Source organism: Streptomyces sp. CBMA156, from assembly GCF_014596515.1.
In the GTDB taxonomy this organism is placed as follows: Bacteria; Actinomycetota; Actinomycetes; order Streptomycetales; family Streptomycetaceae; genus Kitasatospora.
The window spans coordinates 1-16,094 of the sequence record NZ_MSJQ01000363.1 but is presented as its reverse complement, the minus strand read 5'-3'; the positions used below and the strand labels follow the sequence as shown (position 1 = coordinate 16,094).

Genomic DNA, 16,094 nt, shown 5'->3' with positions numbered 1-16,094 from the left:
CCCGACTTGGCCGCGGACAGACGGGAGCGAAGAGTGGGAAGCACCGGCCGCCCCCAGGGGCGACTCAAGGGAGAGACCGAGCAGGCCGACGCGCTGGCCCAGTTCGTGCGCCAGTTGACCTCCGGACTCACCGTCCGTGAACTCGCCCAGCGGTATCCGGCGGGCAGGACCAGGTGGAGCGAGTACCGCTCCGCGGGGAAGGACATTCCCTGGGACCTGCTCCAGCAGTTGGTCCATGACCTCACGAAGGACCCGTCTGCCCGGAAGGAGCTGCTCACCCAGGCCGGCCACCTGCACGAACAGGCAGTCCAGGCGGCTGCGGCGTACCCGTCACCGGCGGCGGAACGGTCGATGGTGCAGCAGGCGCTCGACCGGGCCAGGCACGCCCAGCAGCTGGCCGAGGCAGGCGTCGCGGAGTCGGAGGAGCTGATTCACGTCCTGGTGGCGATCGTGGCCGAGCTGTGGGGCCAACTGGGCGCCGGCATCGAGAACAAGACGCTCCGTGGCACAGCGGTTCCCGACGCCACCGAGCTGCGGCGGGCCAGGCTGCGTGAGGCCACACGCAGCCTGGCCGAGCTGCGGCACATCAGGGAAAGCCACTGTGAACCGTAGGCCGCAACGGGGCGGACCCCACCGGAGGCGCGCCTCGCGCGCTCGTGGCGGGCGGCCCGGCGCCGCGGACACCTCCCCGACTCGGTGCTCGAGAGGACATGGGACGACGAGGGCAGAACTCCGTGTTCACAGTGCGCATCACCGCCGGACTCCTCGCCTGCGCCACGAGCGTGCTCGATGCCGGCGAGGCTTCCGCGGCCTCCGCGGCCACCTGGGACAAGGTCTCCGCATGCGAGAGCGGTGGGAACCGGTCGATCAATACCGGCAACGACCTCGACGGCGTTCTGTGCTCCAGTTCCCGGGCAGTTGGCGGGGCAGGCCACCCCACCGCGGCCGCTCGACGTCACCGCGCTGTTCCCTCAACTGGCCCCCTGGAAGGCACGGCTACCCGGTTGTATCCGCACCCCGGACCGCCGTCACCCCACGACAGTTCCGTCGGCGGGCCGCTGCTGTGGCCCACCGGCGAGCCCTGGCCGCACGGTGGGGGCCCGTACGTGTGGACCAAGTCAACGGGGCTCACCCGGTGCACGGAGCCTGCGGTCAGCGAAGGTGACCCTGGATGAGGGTCACGATCTTTCCCCGGACGCGTCCACGCTCGGAGTGGGCGTGGGCCTGCGCGATCTCTTCCAGGGGGTAGGTCTGTTCGATGCGCGGCGTGTAACGGCCTTGCGCGCCGAAGCAGGCAGCCTCGATGAGGAGCGCGGGGTCGTTCGCCGCGTTGGCCAGGTGGACGCCCAGGCGACCGGCATTCCGGTAGTCGGCGACTGTCACGACGCGGGCCGGGCTTCCGGCGATCCTGACGAGGTCCGTGAGGGAGCCGGAGCCGGCCGCATCGAGCACGAGATCGATCCCGTCGGGGGCCAGGTCGGCGAGGCGTTCGGCAAGGCCCGTGCCGTAGGTGGTGGGAAGGGCTCCGAGGGAGGAGAGGAACGCGTGGCTGCGCTCACTGGCCGTCCCGATCACGGTGGCCCCCATGGCGACCGCGATCTCGACCGCCGCACCGCCGACACCGCCGGCGGCGCCTTCGACCAGCACGGTGCGCCCGGCCAGCGGGCCGAGCGCCCTGAGCCCTCCCAATGCCGTCACGGCCACCAGGCCGGCCCCGCCCGCCTGGGCATCGTTCCACGCGTCGGGCGCGGGGGCCCAGGCCGAGAGCACGGCCAGCTCCGCCGTCGCTCCCGTGACGCCGCCCAGCCCGAAGACCCGGTCGCCGACGCCCACCCCCTCCACGCCCTCCCCGATCCTGTCGACCAGGCCGACCGCGTCACGGCCGGGGACAGCCGGCAGGTCCACGGGGAGCACGTCACGGACCTCTCCGCTGCGCACCTTCCAGTCGACGGGGTTGACACTGGCTGCCGCGACGCGAATGCGGATCTCTCCGGCGCCGGGCTGCGGGTCCGGTGCCTCCTCGACCGTGAGGGTCTCCGTGCCGCCGTACTCGTGGTAGCGAGCTGCGCGCATTGTGTTCCGCCTTCCATCCCCATGGCCTGGTACGCCTTGACGCCGGTTACGCTAAAACCTGACGTCGGCGTCAGGTGCAAGTCGGGCGAGTGAATCGGAGGCCCCGTGCGTATCGGTGAGGTGGCCCGGCAGGCCGGGGTGAGTGTCAGGGCTCTGCGGTACTACGAAGAGCAGGATCTGCTGCCGGCCGAACGGAGCGCCGGAGGGCAGCGCCATTACCCGGACTCGGCGGTGGCCCGGGTGAGGCTGATCCAGCAACTGTTCGCCGCGGGGCTGCCGAGCAGGTCCGTTCGCGAGGTGCTGCCCTGTGTGGACTCCGGCACAGCGGCGCCGGGGCTCCTGGACCACTTGGAGGCCGAACGCGCCCGGATCAGCGAACGGATCACCGACCTCGCCGCGGCACGCGACCGACTCGACACGGTGATCGCCAACACCCGTAACCCTCCGCCCGAGTGCACCCACCACCCGGAGTGAGGCACCCTCGACCGGCGGCCCCCACTGCGCACTGCCGCCGGCGGCCGACACGATCGCCGCACGGTCACGGGAGGCTGAGGCACGTCTGGCGGTCAGGCGGAGAAGCGGATGGCGGCTCCGCCGGATCCGGTGACGCTACCGCGTTTCCCGGGGGCGGCCTCGCGCCTCCCCCAGCGCGGTAGTCGCGTCGCTGTACGGGCAGTTGATCGGAGAACAGCCTGATCTGCCTTGCCCGTCGGGGAGTTCGTCGCTTCGCTGCGTGCCGATACCAGTACGGTGTGGCTGTGTTCGCCGCGGGGCGGCGTCGAGGGAGGGGCGACGTGGGGCAGAAGTTGGCGCGGGTGCCGTTGGACGGCGGGGGTTCGATCCTGGTCGAGGCGGTGGACGGGGCGGCCGGGCCGGTGAAGGCGGGCCGGGTCGGGGATGCGGTCCGGGATCTGCCCTGGAGCCGGTGACCGACATGGCACGCACGGTGCTGCGGCGGTTGCGCGAGGCGGGGCCTGCCGAGGCGTCGAAGGTGACCTCGCGGACCGGGCGCGGCTGACCGGTGTGGTCGGTGAGCCGGGCGTGGAGCCTGGCCAGGGGCCGGGCATGTCCTGGCGGAAGGCCCGCCAGGACATGCCGTTGGTTCCGGGGGGGCACCAGTGCGGCCTGTGCCCTGGCGGGCGGCGTGCTTGAGCCGGTCGAGGTCGGTCACCTGCCGCGTGAGGCTGTGCGGGGCCGGTCCGGCGTTAAGGGGCGCGCCCGGGTCAGGCCGAGAAGGGTCTCGGCGACGACGCGGGGCTGAGGGCGGCGGCCTGGGCAGGGCCGGGCTGGGAGGCGGCATGGTCCCGCCGTGCCGGACGGCAGTCGGCTTCGGACGGTGCGGTCCGCCGGTCCGCCCTCCCGTGCGGTGGCCGGGTCAGACCGGCAGTGAGACCAGGCGGTCGCCGGGGATGCCGGCCAGGCCGGGCGTGTAGTAGTCGCGGATGCCGTCGGCCCAGGCGGTCACCGTGATCCGGTCGGCGGCATCCGGTTCGAACGCGTCGAACAGCGCGTGGATGTTGGGGGCGTCGAAGCCCCATGCGATCATCAGGTCGAGGAAGCGGGTCCGCTCGATCAGACCGTCGTTGTCGGGGTCGCCGAGCGTGGCGAGCGCGTTGGCGAAGAGATCCGCGGTCGGCGCGAAGCGCTCGGGGTCGAGCACGAACGCCTCGAACTCCTGCGGGCTGATCAGGCCGTCGTTGTCGGCGTCCAACGCCCCCGCCAGCACGTCCCACCACTGGTGCATGCTGCCCGCGAACGTCTGCCTGTCCTCCTGCGCCGAGTCGGTGGCGACGACCAGCACCCGGTCGGCGACCAGGCCGAAGTCCTGGGGATCGAGCACTCCGTTCCCGTTGGCGTCGAACAGCTTGAAGATCAGCGCGGCACGTCGAACGGCTTCGTCTCGCAAGGTCTGTCTCCCTCAAGGGTCACCCGGAACGGGACCGTCCCGGCCGGGTCTCACATTCTTGTGGTCACCTGACCGGCCACCGGGCGAAGTGACGTCACGTCACCCATGCGAGCGAATTCGTGGGATGAGATGACGTGACGGCGCTCCGTCGCCAGGCACTGTGGCGGACGGAGGAGCCCGGACGGGGGCGACGACCGGCCCCACCACGCCCTGATCAGGCAGGACAGCCGGAACGCCACCGGGTGCCCAGCCGACACTCCGGCCGGAATGCTCCTTCACCCACGCCCGGATCTCCGCACGCGTGCGCCGTTGCCCCCGTCAACCTGGCAATGCCTTGCAAACACGTTTCAGCGGATTGGGGCCGCGGAGGCGTTGCGACACGATCCGCCGTTCCTACGATTCGGCCCATGCCCGGAGCAAGTGCGCTCCGGTGACGAAGAACAACGAAGTGGAACCGCGCATGACGAACCATTCACGTACTCCCGACACGGGCGCGGCCGGGCCCGGCGCAGCTCGCGAGCTCTACACCGACGTGCTGACGCACCGGCGCCCCGAGGAAAGGGCCCGCCTCGACGCCCTGAGCCGCGCCTTCGACCCGCAGACCCGGCGACGGCTGGAAGCCGCCGAGATCGCGCCCGACTGGTCCTGTCTGGAGATCGGCGCCGGCGCCGGCACCGTCGCCCACTGGATGGCCGCGCGTTGTCACCGGGGGCGTGTCACCGCGACCGACCTGGACGTGGCACTGGTCCGGGAACCGGTGCCGGCCAACCTCACGGTGCTGGTGCACGACGTCACGGAGGACGCCTTCCCGGAGGGGGCCTTCCAGCTGATCCACGCGCGCGCCGTGCTCATGCACCTGCCTCAACGCGAGCGGATCATCCAGCGGATGCTGCCATGGCTGGCCCCGGGCGGGGTGCTCCTGGTGGAGGACCTCGTCCACTTCCCTCGTCACGGACTGCCCGCGTCCTCCCCGCTCAGGCGGGTCATCGATGCCTGGTGGGCTTCCCTCGCCACATCCTTCGGAATGGACGACACCTGGGGTGTGCGGGTGGCGGCCGCCATGCGCGACACCGGCTACGAGAAGGTACGGTCCGAAGCGGACCTTCCCGCCTTCCACGCCGGATCACCGATCGCCGAGTTCTCCCGGCTGACCATTCAGGCGGTCGCCCCCCGACTCGTCAGCACCGGACTGCTCAGCGAGGCCGACGTGCACGCCGGCCTGGAGGAGATCGATGACCCCGGCCACCTCTCCTTCCCCATCGCCGTCGTCGCCACCTCCGGACACCGACCCGCGAACTGAGGAGGCAACGGTCCACCGGCCGACGGCGGGCTGCCCGCCTCGCGGGCGCCCGCACCGGCTCGCGGACAGGCCGGGAGAAGGGCCGTTCCCCGTTCCCGACCTTCAGGAGCCGCGCGAGGCCGGCCGCGCCGCCATTCCCGCCCAGACCGGGGCGGCCAACGACCTACTTCGAGCTGGCTTCATACGGGAGTCGTGAGAGCACTGTTGCTGAGCGGCGAGAGCACCCCGTGCCACGGGAGAGCGATGTCGCCGGGTTTCGAGAACACCTGGGTGCTGTTTCGGGACCAAGGTCAGCCTGGAGCGGGTCGAGCGGCACTGGGAGGTCGTGCTGCCAATCATCGGTTCTATCCGGACCGGCGCGGTCCGGGCCCGCGGCGTGATCCGGATGCGCGGGTGCGCGGTCGTAGGCGCTCTCCCTGCGGCCCGAACATGATCAGGTATTCGACCGGTCCGCCGGGTTCGGCATTCGCGACTCCGTGGGCGGTGCGGGTGTCGAACTCAGCCGTCTCCCCGGCGCTCAGGACGAGGTCCTGCTCGCCGAGCGCCAGCCACAGCCGCCCGTACAGGACGCACAGCCATTCGTACCCGTCGTGGGAGACCTGCCGCGGCCGCGCCGGCGGCGCGTCGACGGCGGGCAGGACGTGCTTGTGGGCGTGCAGGCCCCCCACGTACCGGGTCAACGGCAGCACCACCTTGTCGCCGCCGGGACCCTGCGGTGTCCGGATGCGCGGTCCGGGCGCGGTGACGGGTGCGGTGCCGGCCAGCTCGTCCAGGGAGATGCCGTACGCCTTCGCGAGCTGCAGCAGCACCTCCAGGGTCGGCTTGCGCCGACCGGTCTCGATCCGCGACAGCGTGCTCGGCGAGATGCCGGTCGTGCGGCTGACGTCGGTGAGCGTGGCGCCGCGCTGCTCGCGCGCGGTCCGCAGCCGGGGGCCCATGGCCGCCAGCGTGTCGGCTGTGCCGTCGTCCGTCACCGTCGCCCCGCTCTCTCCAGCCGCGCGGCCTCCACCGCCCTGTCCTGCCAGCTTGCCAGAATGGCAACGGTGCTCGCGTCGGGATGCCGTCCCGCCACAAGATCAGTGGGTAACCGCGGCCGCCCGTGAACCGAGGAGATGCCATGCACCCGCCCATGCCGTCCGCCGACCTGCGCCACCGCACCATCGAGGCACCCGCCGGGCGCCTGCACCTCGTCGAACAGGGCACCGGACCGCTGGTCCTGCTCGTCCACGGCTTCCCCGAGTCCTGGTACTCATGGCGCCGCCAGCTCCCGGCCCTCGCGGCGGCGGGGTACCGGGCCGCTGCGCTCGACGTGCGCGGCTACGGCCGCTCCTCCAAGCCGGCCGCGACCGACGCCTACCGGATGCTCGACCTGGTGGCGGACAACGTCGCCCTGGTACGTGCCCTGGGCGAGGAGAGGGCGGTGATCGTCGGGCACGACTGGGGCTCCAGCATCGCCGCGGCCTCCGCCCTGCTGCACCCCGAGGTCTTCCGTGCCGTCGCACTGCTGAGCGTCCCCTACGCGCCACCCGGCGGCCCCCGCCCCACCGACGTCTTCGCGCAGATGGGCGGCGACCAGGAGCTCTACGTCTCCTACTTCCAGGAGCCCGGCCGGGCCGAAGCCGAGATGGAGCCCGACCTGCGGGGCTGGCTCGCGGGCTTCTACGCGGCCATGTCCGCCGACACCATGCCCGCCCGGAGCGAGCCCGACCCCCACTTCGTGGCCCGCACCGGCGGCCGGCTGCGCGACCGCTTCCCCAGCGGCAAGCTGCCCGCCTGGCTGACCGAGGACGACCTCGACGTCTACGCCGCGGAGTTCGAGCGCACCGGCATGACCGGAGCCCTCAACCGCTACCGCAACATGGACCGCGACTGGGAGGATCTCGCCCCGTACGCCGGCGCCCCGATCAAGCAGCCGTCCCTGTTCATCGGCGGCGCCCTGGACGCCTCCACGACCTGGATGGCCGACGCGATCGACGCCTACCCAACCACCCTCCCCGGCCTGGCCTCCAGCAACATCCTGGACGGCTGCGGACACTGGATCCAGCAGGAGCGTCCCGAGGAGGTAAACCGCCTCCTGACCTCCTGGCTCGCCTCCCTCCAGGGCTGAACCCTCGGGCGTGCCCTCCGGGCACCGTCGCAGGAGATCCACAGCCGACACACCCCGGAGCAGCGCCCGAACCTCACGTCCGCCCAGCGCCGCGCGTCCCCCGGCGCGAGCAGGGCGGTGGAACCTCCGCCCGCCTCCGTTGCCCTCGACCGGCTCGAAGCCCTGGTACGCGACCGGCTCAAGCGCCGACAGTACCGACCAGCCGTCCTGGACGGTTTCCTCGCCGGGACCGGCCTCGCCCTCGACCCGCCGCGGGTGCCCTGAAACGCCGGCCATGTCCTGAGGGCACGGCCGGCGTTCCGGTCACGGGGCTACAGTTCGCGGAAGTACACGGCCACGGGCAGCTTGACGCACCCGAGGCTTTCGTACAGTGCTCTGGCCGGGGCGTGGAACTCGTCGCCGCCGGTCCCGATTTCGGCGTACACAGCTCCGTGGGCACGCATGTGGCCGAAGGCGTGCTCGCACAGCTCGGTTGCCAGGTGGTCACGACGGTGGTGCGCGTCGACGGCGAGGATGCCGATGGTTCCGTGCTCGCGGGCGGGGTCGATCTCCCAGCCCACGTAGCCCGCGATCTGTCCGTCGAGGTCCGCGACGGCGGCGTGCTTGTTGTGCTCCGGGGTGTGCAGCGTGGTGAGGAGAGTGTGGTAGTCCTCGCGCCACTGGCCGTGCTGCCGGGTGAAGACGACCTCGCCGACCAGCGGTCGGAAGGAGTCCTCGTAGAACGGCCCGAAGGTCTCGATGGTGAGCTCGGTCAGCCGTGGAAGGTCACGCGGCTCGAAGCTGCGGATGATCACGAAATGCGCCTCTCGCTGAGGAGCCGACAACCGGAGGAACAGGCATCGACGGGCTCGCTCGCGGCGAAGGTGGGCGGCGAGTGAGCCCTCAGCAGCGCGTGCGCCGGGAGGCGAAGCATTCCATGCCCAGCAGGATAGTGACGTCCTGCGACGGGCGCAGACCTTTTCGGGTCCGCCTGCCGCCGCCTGTCGGAACGACGCGCTGAGCCGAGGGAGAGGCCGGCGTGAGTGCGGGGTGTGCCGTAGGGCCGTCCGCAGGAGCCGAGTTCGACCCGCCGCTTGTCGAAGTGCTCGTTGAACTCGCTCCACTCGGTCTCGGTCGGCCTGCGGTACTCGCTCTCGGGCCGTTGGGCCCGGCGACGGTCGAGGAACTCCTGGTAGTGCCGGACCATGTCGTCGCCGAAGACCGCTGATGGTGGGGTCGGGTATTGGAACCGGCCGAATGCCTGCCGCATCCAGACTCCCTGGACGGTCGGTCCGCGGTGCAGACGGCCCAGTCGCCGACTGACGCATCCTGGGCGGCCGGCGAACTCACGCGATGACTGTCGGCAGACGGTGCGAGACTCGGTCCCATGAAGTCCAATGATCCCAAGCACAACCTGCACCGGTACCTCAAGGAAGCCCGCAAGGCCGTTGTCTGGAAGCTGGACGGGCTGTCCGAGTACGACATCCGTCGCCCCCTGACGCCGACCGGCACCAACCTCCTCGGCCTCGTCAAACACCTCGCCAGCATCGAACTCGGGTACTTCGGCCCGGCCTTCGGCTGTCCGCACGACGAACCCCTCCCCTGGTACGACGAGGGCGCCGAGCCCAACTCGGACATGTGGGCACCCGCCGACGAGTCGCGCGAGGATGTTCTCGGCCTCTACCGCCGCGCCTGGGCGCACGCGGACGCGACGATCGAGGCGCTGCCGCTCGACGCGATGGGCCACGTCGCGTGGTGGGGAGACAACGGGGACGTGACGCTTCAGCTGGTCATGCTGCACATGACGGCCGAGACGAACCGGCACGCCGGCCAGGCCGACATCGTCCGCGAGCTGATCGACGGCACGGTCGGTATGCGCGAGGACAACAGCAACATGGATGGTGGCGACGAGGCCTGGTACCAGGATTACTGGAACCGGCTGGAGGTGTCCGCCAAGGAGGCCCAGGCCAAGCAGCGCTGAGGTCGTTTGGGGAGGTGTCAGTCTTGGTGGCTCTCGTGATTCCGCAGGTGCGGGATGGTGTTCAACCCGTAGCGGATCGCCACGGGGAAGACGCCGAAGGCTTCCTCGCAGGCGGGCACCCAGTCGTACCGGCTGTCGATGACGAACTCGCTGAACAGGCGGACGATGCCCTGGGAGTCGCGGATCGTGGAGCCGGCGGATGAGCCGTTCCCGGTCCTCGACCGTTTCGTCCTCAAGCCCCGGTGCCCTCTGCTGGCCCCGCCGGCATCGCATCGAGCATCGTGTCCTCGGGGCGCAGCTGGACCACACCGGAGACGAACTCCAGATGAGCCGACCCAGCCAGGGCGACTTTGCGCTGATGCACCGTGCCCGGATGCTCCAGAACTGCCGCCACCGAGTCGAGTCGATCGACGCGTTGGTGCAGTCAACCGACCAGCACCGTCCCTCGAATCGAACCGCACCCATTCGATAATCCGTTTGGTAAGCGATCGGCCGGGTGCTAAGAACACAGAGTGACTGTGTTTGTGTGCTCGGCCTGCGGGTCTGCCATCACCGGACCGCTGACTGAGCTGCCCGAGGTGCCCGCGCGTCCAGGAGACCAGGGCTACCCCAAAGCCGACGGATCACGTCGTGCCACCGCGACCATGCCGCTCGGCTTCTTCTCTCTGGAACCCGAGCCGTGGGGTGCACCGCTCGTGCCCTGTGCCGAGCCCCGCCCGGTCTTCGCCGGTGGCCCCTGTCTCGGCGACCCGGACGATGTCGACGGGTTCCTGGTGTCCGCCGGCACTCGCAACACGGTGGTCCTGCACCCCGACGACGCCCGTGGCCTTCGGGAAGACACTGACCATCTGAGGCACAGCAGCGGATGCTGTGGACTTCACGGCCAGGCAGGCATGAACCGCCAGTGCCCCTGTGGCGCGCTCGTCGGCACACTCGTCAACGACTGCAACACCGCGTATGAGCTGCATCTGGAACCCAGCCAGGTGTGCACGATCACGGATTGACTCTTCGGTTCGTCACCGCGGTGAAGGCTGCTCACATGTTCGGGGGTTGGGTGCACATCGCAGAGCACACCACGTGGGACTGGGGCTTTCCGGTGAAGTACCTCCTGGTCCAGGAGGACCAGGACGGTGTGGAACAGCTCTGGGGGAGGTGCGCGGGCGTTGAAGGATTGTTCGTCGACCCGGTCCCGCCGCCACGAGAGGTCCTCACCCTCCGCGGATGTAGCCCCGACGGTCTCCTGAACGAGGTCTTGGCCGAGCCCGGCGTCCCGCTACGGGGTCTGGGCGACGTGCGCGTCGAGGTCTGGGACGACGAGGAGCCCGTGCAGTGGTGGACTCTCGTCGATGCGGTCGTGCTGGCCCGTCAATCCCACCCGGCCGATCCGGCACGGTACGACATCGTGCTCGGCGCCGGCGTCAGGAGCGAGGAGAGCTTCTGCGAGCTGCCCGCGGCGCCGCGCTTCGAACTCTTCGCGGGAACGACGGTCGCTGCGGCAAGTGCAGGCCGGTGCTCCGCCGTGGACGGGCTGTTCAAGCCGCGAGCGGACCCGGTCCCCGTCCCCATGGAGCTGATCGGCTGCGAGCCTGCGGAGCCCCTGCTCGCGGCGCTGCGGCGACCCCGTCGGTGGGAGCGGGACTGGGCCTGTCTCCTGGTCCTGGATCGCCATGGTGCCGTGATGGCCTCCCGCACTGTGGGCCTGGCCGTCACCGAAACGCGCTCGTCCGTGCTCGGCGACACGCTCGTCGACATCACCCTCACCGATGGTGGCGACGACCGGCCGACGCCGGCAGCCCGCCCGATCTGGGAGAGGTGGTACCAGGGCCCGCCGACAGAACCCAATCTGTGGGCGCCCTACGACTCGCGGGGCAGGGCCGCGTGGTCGGACCTCACCACCCGTGCCTGGCGGGTGCCCGCGCCCCGGCCGGATCGCTCCGGCGGTGAACACCATCTCGACGGCCGGTTCGTCACGGACGTTCCTGGCCTGCACTGCGCGATCGCCGAGGCCCTGCTCGGGCCCGGCCGCTACTTCGGCCGGGGGTGGAGCGCCTTCAAGGACTGCCTGGCCGGTGGATTCGGAGTGGCCCCGCCCTTCACCCTGACCTGGCACCATTCCGAGGTCGCACGCCGAGCACTGGCGGAGGTCGTGGAGGATCCGCAGGGCCGGCTCTCCTACTTCGAGGAGATCGTGCAACTCCTCGAACAGCGCGGCGTCACGGTCATGCTCCGGTGAGCCGAAGACGCCCGAGCGAATACGACCGAGGAACAGACTGAACGGGCCTCGGCGCCTGCTGTTGCCGGGCGTGAGCAGGCTGGTGACCTCGGCGAGCCATTCCCGCGCGTGCGGGGCCGACACCGGGGTCGTCGGGTTTGGAGCGCGCCCGCGTCGGGGGTGGGGGCGGGGACAGGAAAATCCGGCGCCCGTTCGTACCGCCTCGGGTACCGTGGCGCACTGCCCTGCCGGGAAGGTCCGCAGCGAATCGGGGGATGCACGGTGGAGATGGACGAAGCGGCGCGGGCCGCATGGTGGGAGAGCCTGCCTGCGGGGATCCGCGACGAGATCGACGGCTACGTCCTCCAGGACTCCCTCTTCCGCGCGCTGCGGACCATCGTCGATGTCGGCCGCGTCCCCTCCGGCATCGGCATCCGCATCGCCGAGGACATCGTCAACGACCGCTACACCCACCACGGCGACCGCATCGCCCGAAGCCCGGACAGCCCCCTCGACCTGGAGTCCCTGGCATTTCGGGTCGCCGGCTGCCCCGGCCGCGTCGTGGCGATCGAGGCGGTCTGGGACGGCGACACCGTCCACGACTGGTTCACGGTCCTGCTGGCGATCACCGAGGACCCGGAGCAGGAGCGTCCGTTGGCCACCATCCACTCCACCACGGCCAGGCGCTACCTGGACGACGGGGGAGTGGCTCGCGGCGGACAGCTCGTGTGCGCCGCCGCCGCCGAACGCGCGGGCCGGACCCTGGCCGGGCACCTGTCGGTCCCCTTCCACTTCGCCAGCCCTGACACCCCGGATGACGAGGCTCCCCGCCGGCGGTACCGAACGGGACAGGGGTGTCGGCCGGAGTTCACCTGAGCGCCCTCGGTTCGCTCTCCAGTCCGGACGTGTTGTTGATCATGCTGTCTTCAGTGCCAGCCGGGGGTGGGCGACAGGTGGAGATGTCGTCGTCTCGGGCTGGATGATGGCGCGGTGACGAACATCAGCGGCGACCATGTGAAGGTCCACTTCCGGATCAACGTGGACGAGGACGGCTGGCCGCCGGCGAGTGTCGAGAGCCTGCGGGCAGTCGACCTCGGCGATGGGACGGTGCGGCTCGCCATCAGCTCGTCGTGGACCGGGGGCTGCGGTCATTCGTCGATGCGTTGAAGGATGTGCGTGAAATCGTCGGCCTCGACCAGGCCGACGAGGACCTGGGTCATCTTGCTGATGCCGGCGTCGCGGACGATGAGGCCGTCCGGGCACGAGAAGTAGGCGCCGCCGAGGGCCTCCCCGGTCGCCACTGACGCCCGCCGCGCGGGCGACAGTCCGGAAGTTGATCTCCTCCCATGTGCCGCGCCGTAGGCGTCGTGGAGAGTCGACCAGTCGATCACCCGGCGATTCAAGCATGTTCCCGGGCAGCCTCCGTAGGACTGCCGTGTCCGCGGGCCGCCCAGGCGTCGGTGGGGGGAGCCGGTCTGGAGGCTGACGTCGAGCAGAAGGTCACCGAACCCGTCCAGACAGCAAACGGTGCCGCTGGCCGGAGCCCGCTTCTACCCCTCAGCGCACTGCTGAAGGGGGGCCCCTCCGACCGGCGATCGGCCGGGTGCACGCCGTGCTGGGCCTGGAGAGCGCCCGCCCCCACCTGCCCCCACGATGTGGACCCCCTGGGGGATCGCTCGCCGACGGCAGGGACCCCCTGGCCGGTCGACCAGGGGGTCCACGCTTCACCTTCCCTTGTCCCCTGGCCTACCGGGAACGGCTCCTCAGGGTGCTCCGAGGAGGTCCGCGGCGATCAGCGGCGGGCCGAGGCGCACCGCGCACAGGCACCGACCGCCCGTCCCGCGCGACCTGGGCCGGCCGGGGCACCGCTCCCCGGCCGGGCTCCGGGAGCGGAGCGAGCGGCGCTCAGACCACCGCCCCGTTGTGGTCGCGCGGCCGTGCCGCGCCCGTGGCATGCGGCGCCCGGGCCTCCCGCGGCCGGTCCGGGAACCGGCCCTGGAGCAGCACGACCACCGGCATCGCGGTGAACACCGTCGACGTCGTGCCCACCAGGACCCCGGCCAGCAGCGCCACCGAGAAGTCGGCGAGCGAGTCGCCGCCGAGGACCGCCAGGGCGACCAGGACGAACAGCGCCCCCATGCCGGTGTTCACCGTCCGGGGCAGGGTCTGTGCCACGGCGCGGTCCGCGAGGTCCGCCCAGCTCGCCTTCGTCCCGGTCCGGCGCAGCTCGCGCAGCCGGTCCAGGACCACCACCGTGTCGTTGACCGAGTACCCGAGGATGGTGAGCAGCGCGGCCAGGAAGACGCTGTCCACCGGCTTGCCCAGCCAGGCGAAGAGGCCGAGGACGAGCAGCAGGTCCTGTGTCATCGCGATCACCGCCGCGGCCGCGAAGGTCCACCGGAAGCGGACCGTGAGGTAGAGCAGCTGGGCGGCGACCGCGAGCCCGAGCGCGGCCAGCGCGTAGCCCCGCAGCTCGCTGCCGAGGCTCGGCCCGATCAGCTCGTCGCGCTCCACGGACAGCTCGCCGGTGACGTCGGTGAGTGCCTCCCGGATGCGCTGCTGCTGGTCGTCGCCGGTCTCCTTGGTGCGGACGGACACGCCGGTGTCGCCGGTCGTCTGCACCACGGCCTGTGGGAACCCGGCGTCGACCACCGCCGCGCGGGCGGCGTCCGCGTCGACCCGCTGTGCGGCGGTGTACTGAGCCACCCGGCCGCCGGTGAACTCGACGCCGAAGTCCAGGCCGCGCCCGCCGATCCCGGCCAGGGCGAGCAGCAGCAGCCCTGCGCCGGCGCCCAGCCAGCGCCGCCGGTGGCGCATCAGCCGGGGCGGCCGCCGGGTCAGCCGGGTCCGGAGCCGGCCGACGGTGGCCATGCCGGTCAGGGTGGGCCGCCGGGCGACGGCCGGCCGTCGCACCGCCCACTCGGCGAGCAGCCGGGTGATCAGCATGGCCGAGAACATCGAGGCCAGCACGCCGATCGAGAGCGTCACCCCGAAGCCCTTGACCGGGCCGGTGGCGAACACGAAGAGCAGTCCGGCGGCGAGCAGCGTCGTCACGTTGGAGTCGGCCACCGCGCTCCATGCCTTCGCGAACCCGACACGGAGCGGGCGCCGCAGGTCGCGCTCCCTGCCGGGGCCGGCCGCCCGGGGCGCGGTGTACTCCTCCCTGGCCCGTTCGAAGACGAGCACGTTGGCGTCCACCGCCATGCCGATGGCGAGCACGAAGCCGGCCAGTCCGGGCAGGGTGAGCGTCGCGCCGAGCGAGACCACGGCGGCGTACGAGATCAGTCCGTAGAGGGCGAGCGCGACGGTGGCCAGCACCCCGAGCAGGCGGTACACCGCGATGATGAAGGCCCCGGTGCAGAGCAGGCCGATGACCGCGGCCAGGGCGCTGGCCCGGATGGCCTCGGCGCCGAGGGTGGGGCCGACGGTGCTCTGCTCGATCACCGTCACCGGGACGGGCAGGGCACCGCCCTTCACCAGGGCCGCGAGGTCGCGGGCCTCGTCGGCGGAGAAGCCGCCGGTGATCTGCGTCGAACCGCCGGTGATCCCCTGCCCGCAGGGCACGCTGTCCTGGACTCCGGGGGCGGACAGGACGCGGTCGTCGAGCACGATGGCGACCCGGCGGGCGGGGTCGGCAGGGGCGGCGCACGCCGCCTCCCCGGTGAGCCGGGCCCAGGCGTCGCCGGCCGAGCCGCGGAAGGAGAGGTCGATGCTCCAGCCGAGGCCCATCCGGGTGTCGAGGACGGCCGAGGCGTCCTTGACGCCGTCGCCGGTCAGCGCCGGCGGGCCCAGCCGCAGGTGGCCGCCGGGCAGGCCAGGGTCGGCGAGGACCCGGGAGCCGTCCGCCGCGGGGGGTCCGGCCGGGCCGTCGGCGGCCGCGGTGACGGGGTGGAAGGTGAGCTGGGCGGTGCGGCCGATGACCCCGGCGGCCTCGCGGGGGTCCTGGACGCCGGGGAGTTCGACGACGATGCGCTGCTCCCCGGAGCGGGCGAGCGAGGGTTCGGCGACGCCGAGGCCGTCGACCCGGCGGCGCAGCACCTCCAGCGCCCGGTCGGTGGCGTCCGCGTCGGCGCGGACGGTGGGCGAGTCCTGGGTCTCCAGGACGATCCGGGTGCCGCCGCGCAGGTCGAGGCCGAGGCGGGGCGGGGTGGTCAGGGCGACGTAGAGCGAGACACCGACGACGGCGAGCGCGACGAGCGCGCGCCAGAACGTGGCACGGCGAGTAGGCATGGGTACTCCACGGGCGGTCCGCGGGAGCCGGGCGTCCGCGGGGGACGCCGCACCCGGGACGGGCGGACGCGAGGGGACGGCGCGCCGCCGGGAACGCTCCGGGCACGGTGGCCGGAGTCCTCCCCGTCCGGGCCGCGGACAGGCCGCGGCACCCGGGTCGGCGGGCGCGGTGAGACGTCAGCTGGACCGGGTGGCGGGAGGACCGCGGGTGTGGCGGGGGTCGTAGTGGCCGGACGGCGGCGCCCGCTCCTGGCGCGGCCCCTGGGCGTACACCCCGGGCCGGGGCCGGGGGGCGTCCGTCCGGGC

General features: G+C 71.9%; 20 protein-coding genes. 12 read left to right on the top strand and 8 right to left on the bottom strand.

Annotated features, from left to right (window positions below; translation table 11 throughout):
• Positions 1 to 33: 33 nt before the first annotated feature.
• Together BU198_RS31670 and BU198_RS44350 are read left to right on the top strand one after the other, a co-directional pair.
• A complete protein-coding gene (locus BU198_RS31670) occupies positions 34 to 612 on the top strand; it encodes a hypothetical protein (RefSeq protein ID WP_188300291.1) in 579 nt (192 codons plus the stop codon).
• A gap of 98 nt (positions 613 to 710) precedes the next feature.
• Complete coding sequence (locus tag BU198_RS44350; RefSeq protein WP_411293254.1) at positions 711 to 1,175, top strand: transglycosylase family protein; 465 nt, start codon at positions 711 to 713, stop codon at positions 1,173 to 1,175.
• On the opposite strand, the gene BU198_RS31660 is transcribed toward BU198_RS44350, so the two are convergent.
• Positions 1,153 to 2,073: an NADP-dependent oxidoreductase gene (locus BU198_RS31660; protein WP_188300290.1), complete on the bottom strand. Its 921-nt coding sequence runs from the start codon at positions 2,071 to 2,073 to the stop codon at positions 1,153 to 1,155. The two genes, BU198_RS44350 and BU198_RS31660, sit on opposite strands and share 23 nt — an antisense overlap.
• Before the next feature lie 105 nt (positions 2,074 to 2,178).
• Between BU198_RS31660 and BU198_RS31655 the strand changes: the two genes are divergently transcribed.
• Positions 2,179 to 2,547, top strand: a complete 369-nt coding sequence (locus tag BU198_RS31655) for a MerR family transcriptional regulator (protein ID WP_188300289.1) — start codon at positions 2,179 to 2,181, stop codon at positions 2,545 to 2,547.
• A 320-nt stretch (positions 2,548 to 2,867) separates the two neighbouring features.
• Positions 2,868 to 3,002 (top strand): hypothetical protein, encoded by a 135-nt coding sequence (locus BU198_RS43525; RefSeq protein ID WP_262987085.1) that lies wholly within the window; start codon positions 2,868 to 2,870, stop codon positions 3,000 to 3,002.
• A 446-nt stretch (positions 3,003 to 3,448) separates the two neighbouring features.
• Here the strand turns inward: BU198_RS43525 and BU198_RS31645 are convergent, their stop codons facing one another.
• Positions 3,449 to 3,979: an EF-hand domain-containing protein gene (locus tag BU198_RS31645; protein WP_188300288.1), complete on the bottom strand. Its 531-nt coding sequence runs from the start codon at positions 3,977 to 3,979 to the stop codon at positions 3,449 to 3,451.
• Positions 3,980 to 4,439: 460 nt separating this feature from the next.
• On the opposite strand from BU198_RS31645, the gene BU198_RS31640 reads away from it, so the two are divergent.
• A complete protein-coding gene (locus BU198_RS31640) occupies positions 4,440 to 5,279 on the top strand; it encodes a class I SAM-dependent methyltransferase (RefSeq protein ID WP_188300287.1) in 840 nt (279 codons plus the stop codon).
• 344 nt (positions 5,280 to 5,623) lie between these two features.
• On the opposite strand, the gene BU198_RS31635 is transcribed toward BU198_RS31640, so the two are convergent.
• Positions 5,624 to 6,253, bottom strand: a complete 630-nt coding sequence (locus BU198_RS31635; protein WP_411293253.1) for a helix-turn-helix domain-containing protein — start codon at positions 6,251 to 6,253, stop codon at positions 5,624 to 5,626.
• A gap of 143 nt (positions 6,254 to 6,396) precedes the next feature.
• Between BU198_RS31635 and BU198_RS31630 the strand changes: the two genes are divergently transcribed.
• Both BU198_RS31630 and BU198_RS31625 read left to right on the top strand, forming a co-directional pair.
• On the top strand, positions 6,397 to 7,386 hold the full coding sequence (locus tag BU198_RS31630) for an alpha/beta fold hydrolase (protein WP_188300286.1): 990 nt from the start codon (positions 6,397 to 6,399) through the stop codon (positions 7,384 to 7,386).
• A 117-nt stretch (positions 7,387 to 7,503) separates the two neighbouring features.
• A complete protein-coding gene (locus tag BU198_RS31625) occupies positions 7,504 to 7,650 on the top strand; it encodes a hypothetical protein (protein ID WP_411293252.1) in 147 nt (48 codons plus the stop codon).
• A gap of 47 nt (positions 7,651 to 7,697) precedes the next feature.
• On the opposite strand, the gene BU198_RS31620 is transcribed toward BU198_RS31625, so the two are convergent.
• Positions 7,698 to 8,180: a GNAT family N-acetyltransferase gene (locus BU198_RS31620; protein ID WP_188300285.1), complete on the bottom strand. Its 483-nt coding sequence runs from the start codon at positions 8,178 to 8,180 to the stop codon at positions 7,698 to 7,700.
• Positions 8,181 to 8,752: 572 nt separating this feature from the next.
• Here BU198_RS31620 and BU198_RS31615 point away from each other — a divergent pair.
• A complete protein-coding gene (locus BU198_RS31615) occupies positions 8,753 to 9,346 on the top strand; it encodes a DinB family protein (RefSeq protein WP_188300284.1) in 594 nt (197 codons plus the stop codon).
• A gap of 17 nt (positions 9,347 to 9,363) precedes the next feature.
• On the opposite strand, the gene BU198_RS31610 is transcribed toward BU198_RS31615, so the two are convergent.
• Both BU198_RS31610 and BU198_RS31605 read right to left on the bottom strand, forming a co-directional pair.
• On the bottom strand, positions 9,364 to 9,582 hold the full coding sequence (locus tag BU198_RS31610) for a hypothetical protein (protein ID WP_188300283.1): 219 nt from the start codon (positions 9,580 to 9,582) through the stop codon (positions 9,364 to 9,366).
• A complete protein-coding gene (locus BU198_RS31605; protein WP_188300282.1) occupies positions 9,579 to 9,740 on the bottom strand; it encodes a hypothetical protein in 162 nt (53 codons plus the stop codon). The genes BU198_RS31610 and BU198_RS31605 overlap by 4 nt, the downstream gene beginning before the upstream one ends.
• Positions 9,741 to 9,858: 118 nt before the next feature.
• Between BU198_RS31605 and BU198_RS31600 the strand changes: the two genes are divergently transcribed.
• The 4 genes from BU198_RS31600 (at position 9,859) to BU198_RS31585 (ending at position 12,725) form a co-directional block, all read left to right on the top strand.
• Positions 9,859 to 10,350 carry a hypothetical protein gene (locus tag BU198_RS31600; protein ID WP_188300281.1) on the top strand — a complete coding sequence of 164 codons (492 nt, stop codon included), beginning with the start codon at positions 9,859 to 9,861 and terminating at the stop codon, positions 10,348 to 10,350.
• Positions 10,347 to 11,579: a barstar family protein gene (locus tag BU198_RS31595; RefSeq protein ID WP_223245222.1), complete on the top strand. Its 1,233-nt coding sequence runs from the start codon at positions 10,347 to 10,349 to the stop codon at positions 11,577 to 11,579. The genes BU198_RS31600 and BU198_RS31595 overlap by 4 nt, the downstream gene beginning before the upstream one ends.
• Before the next feature lie 267 nt (positions 11,580 to 11,846).
• Entirely contained in the window at positions 11,847 to 12,434 is a 588-nt protein-coding gene (locus BU198_RS31590) for a hypothetical protein (RefSeq protein WP_188300312.1), read from the top strand.
• Positions 12,435 to 12,548: 114 nt separating this feature from the next.
• Positions 12,549 to 12,725 (top strand): hypothetical protein, encoded by a 177-nt coding sequence (locus BU198_RS31585; protein WP_188300320.1) that lies wholly within the window; start codon positions 12,549 to 12,551, stop codon positions 12,723 to 12,725.
• Here the strand turns inward: BU198_RS31585 and BU198_RS31580 are convergent.
• Positions 12,707 to 12,949 (bottom strand): hypothetical protein, encoded by a 243-nt coding sequence (locus BU198_RS31580; RefSeq protein ID WP_188300319.1) that lies wholly within the window; start codon positions 12,947 to 12,949, stop codon positions 12,707 to 12,709. The two genes, BU198_RS31585 and BU198_RS31580, sit on opposite strands and share 19 nt — an antisense overlap.
• Before the next feature lie 514 nt (positions 12,950 to 13,463).
• Entirely contained in the window at positions 13,464 to 15,788 is a 2,325-nt protein-coding gene (gene secD / locus BU198_RS31575; protein WP_188300280.1) for a protein translocase subunit SecD, read from the bottom strand.
• Between the last annotated feature and the right edge of the window lie 306 nt (positions 15,789 to 16,094).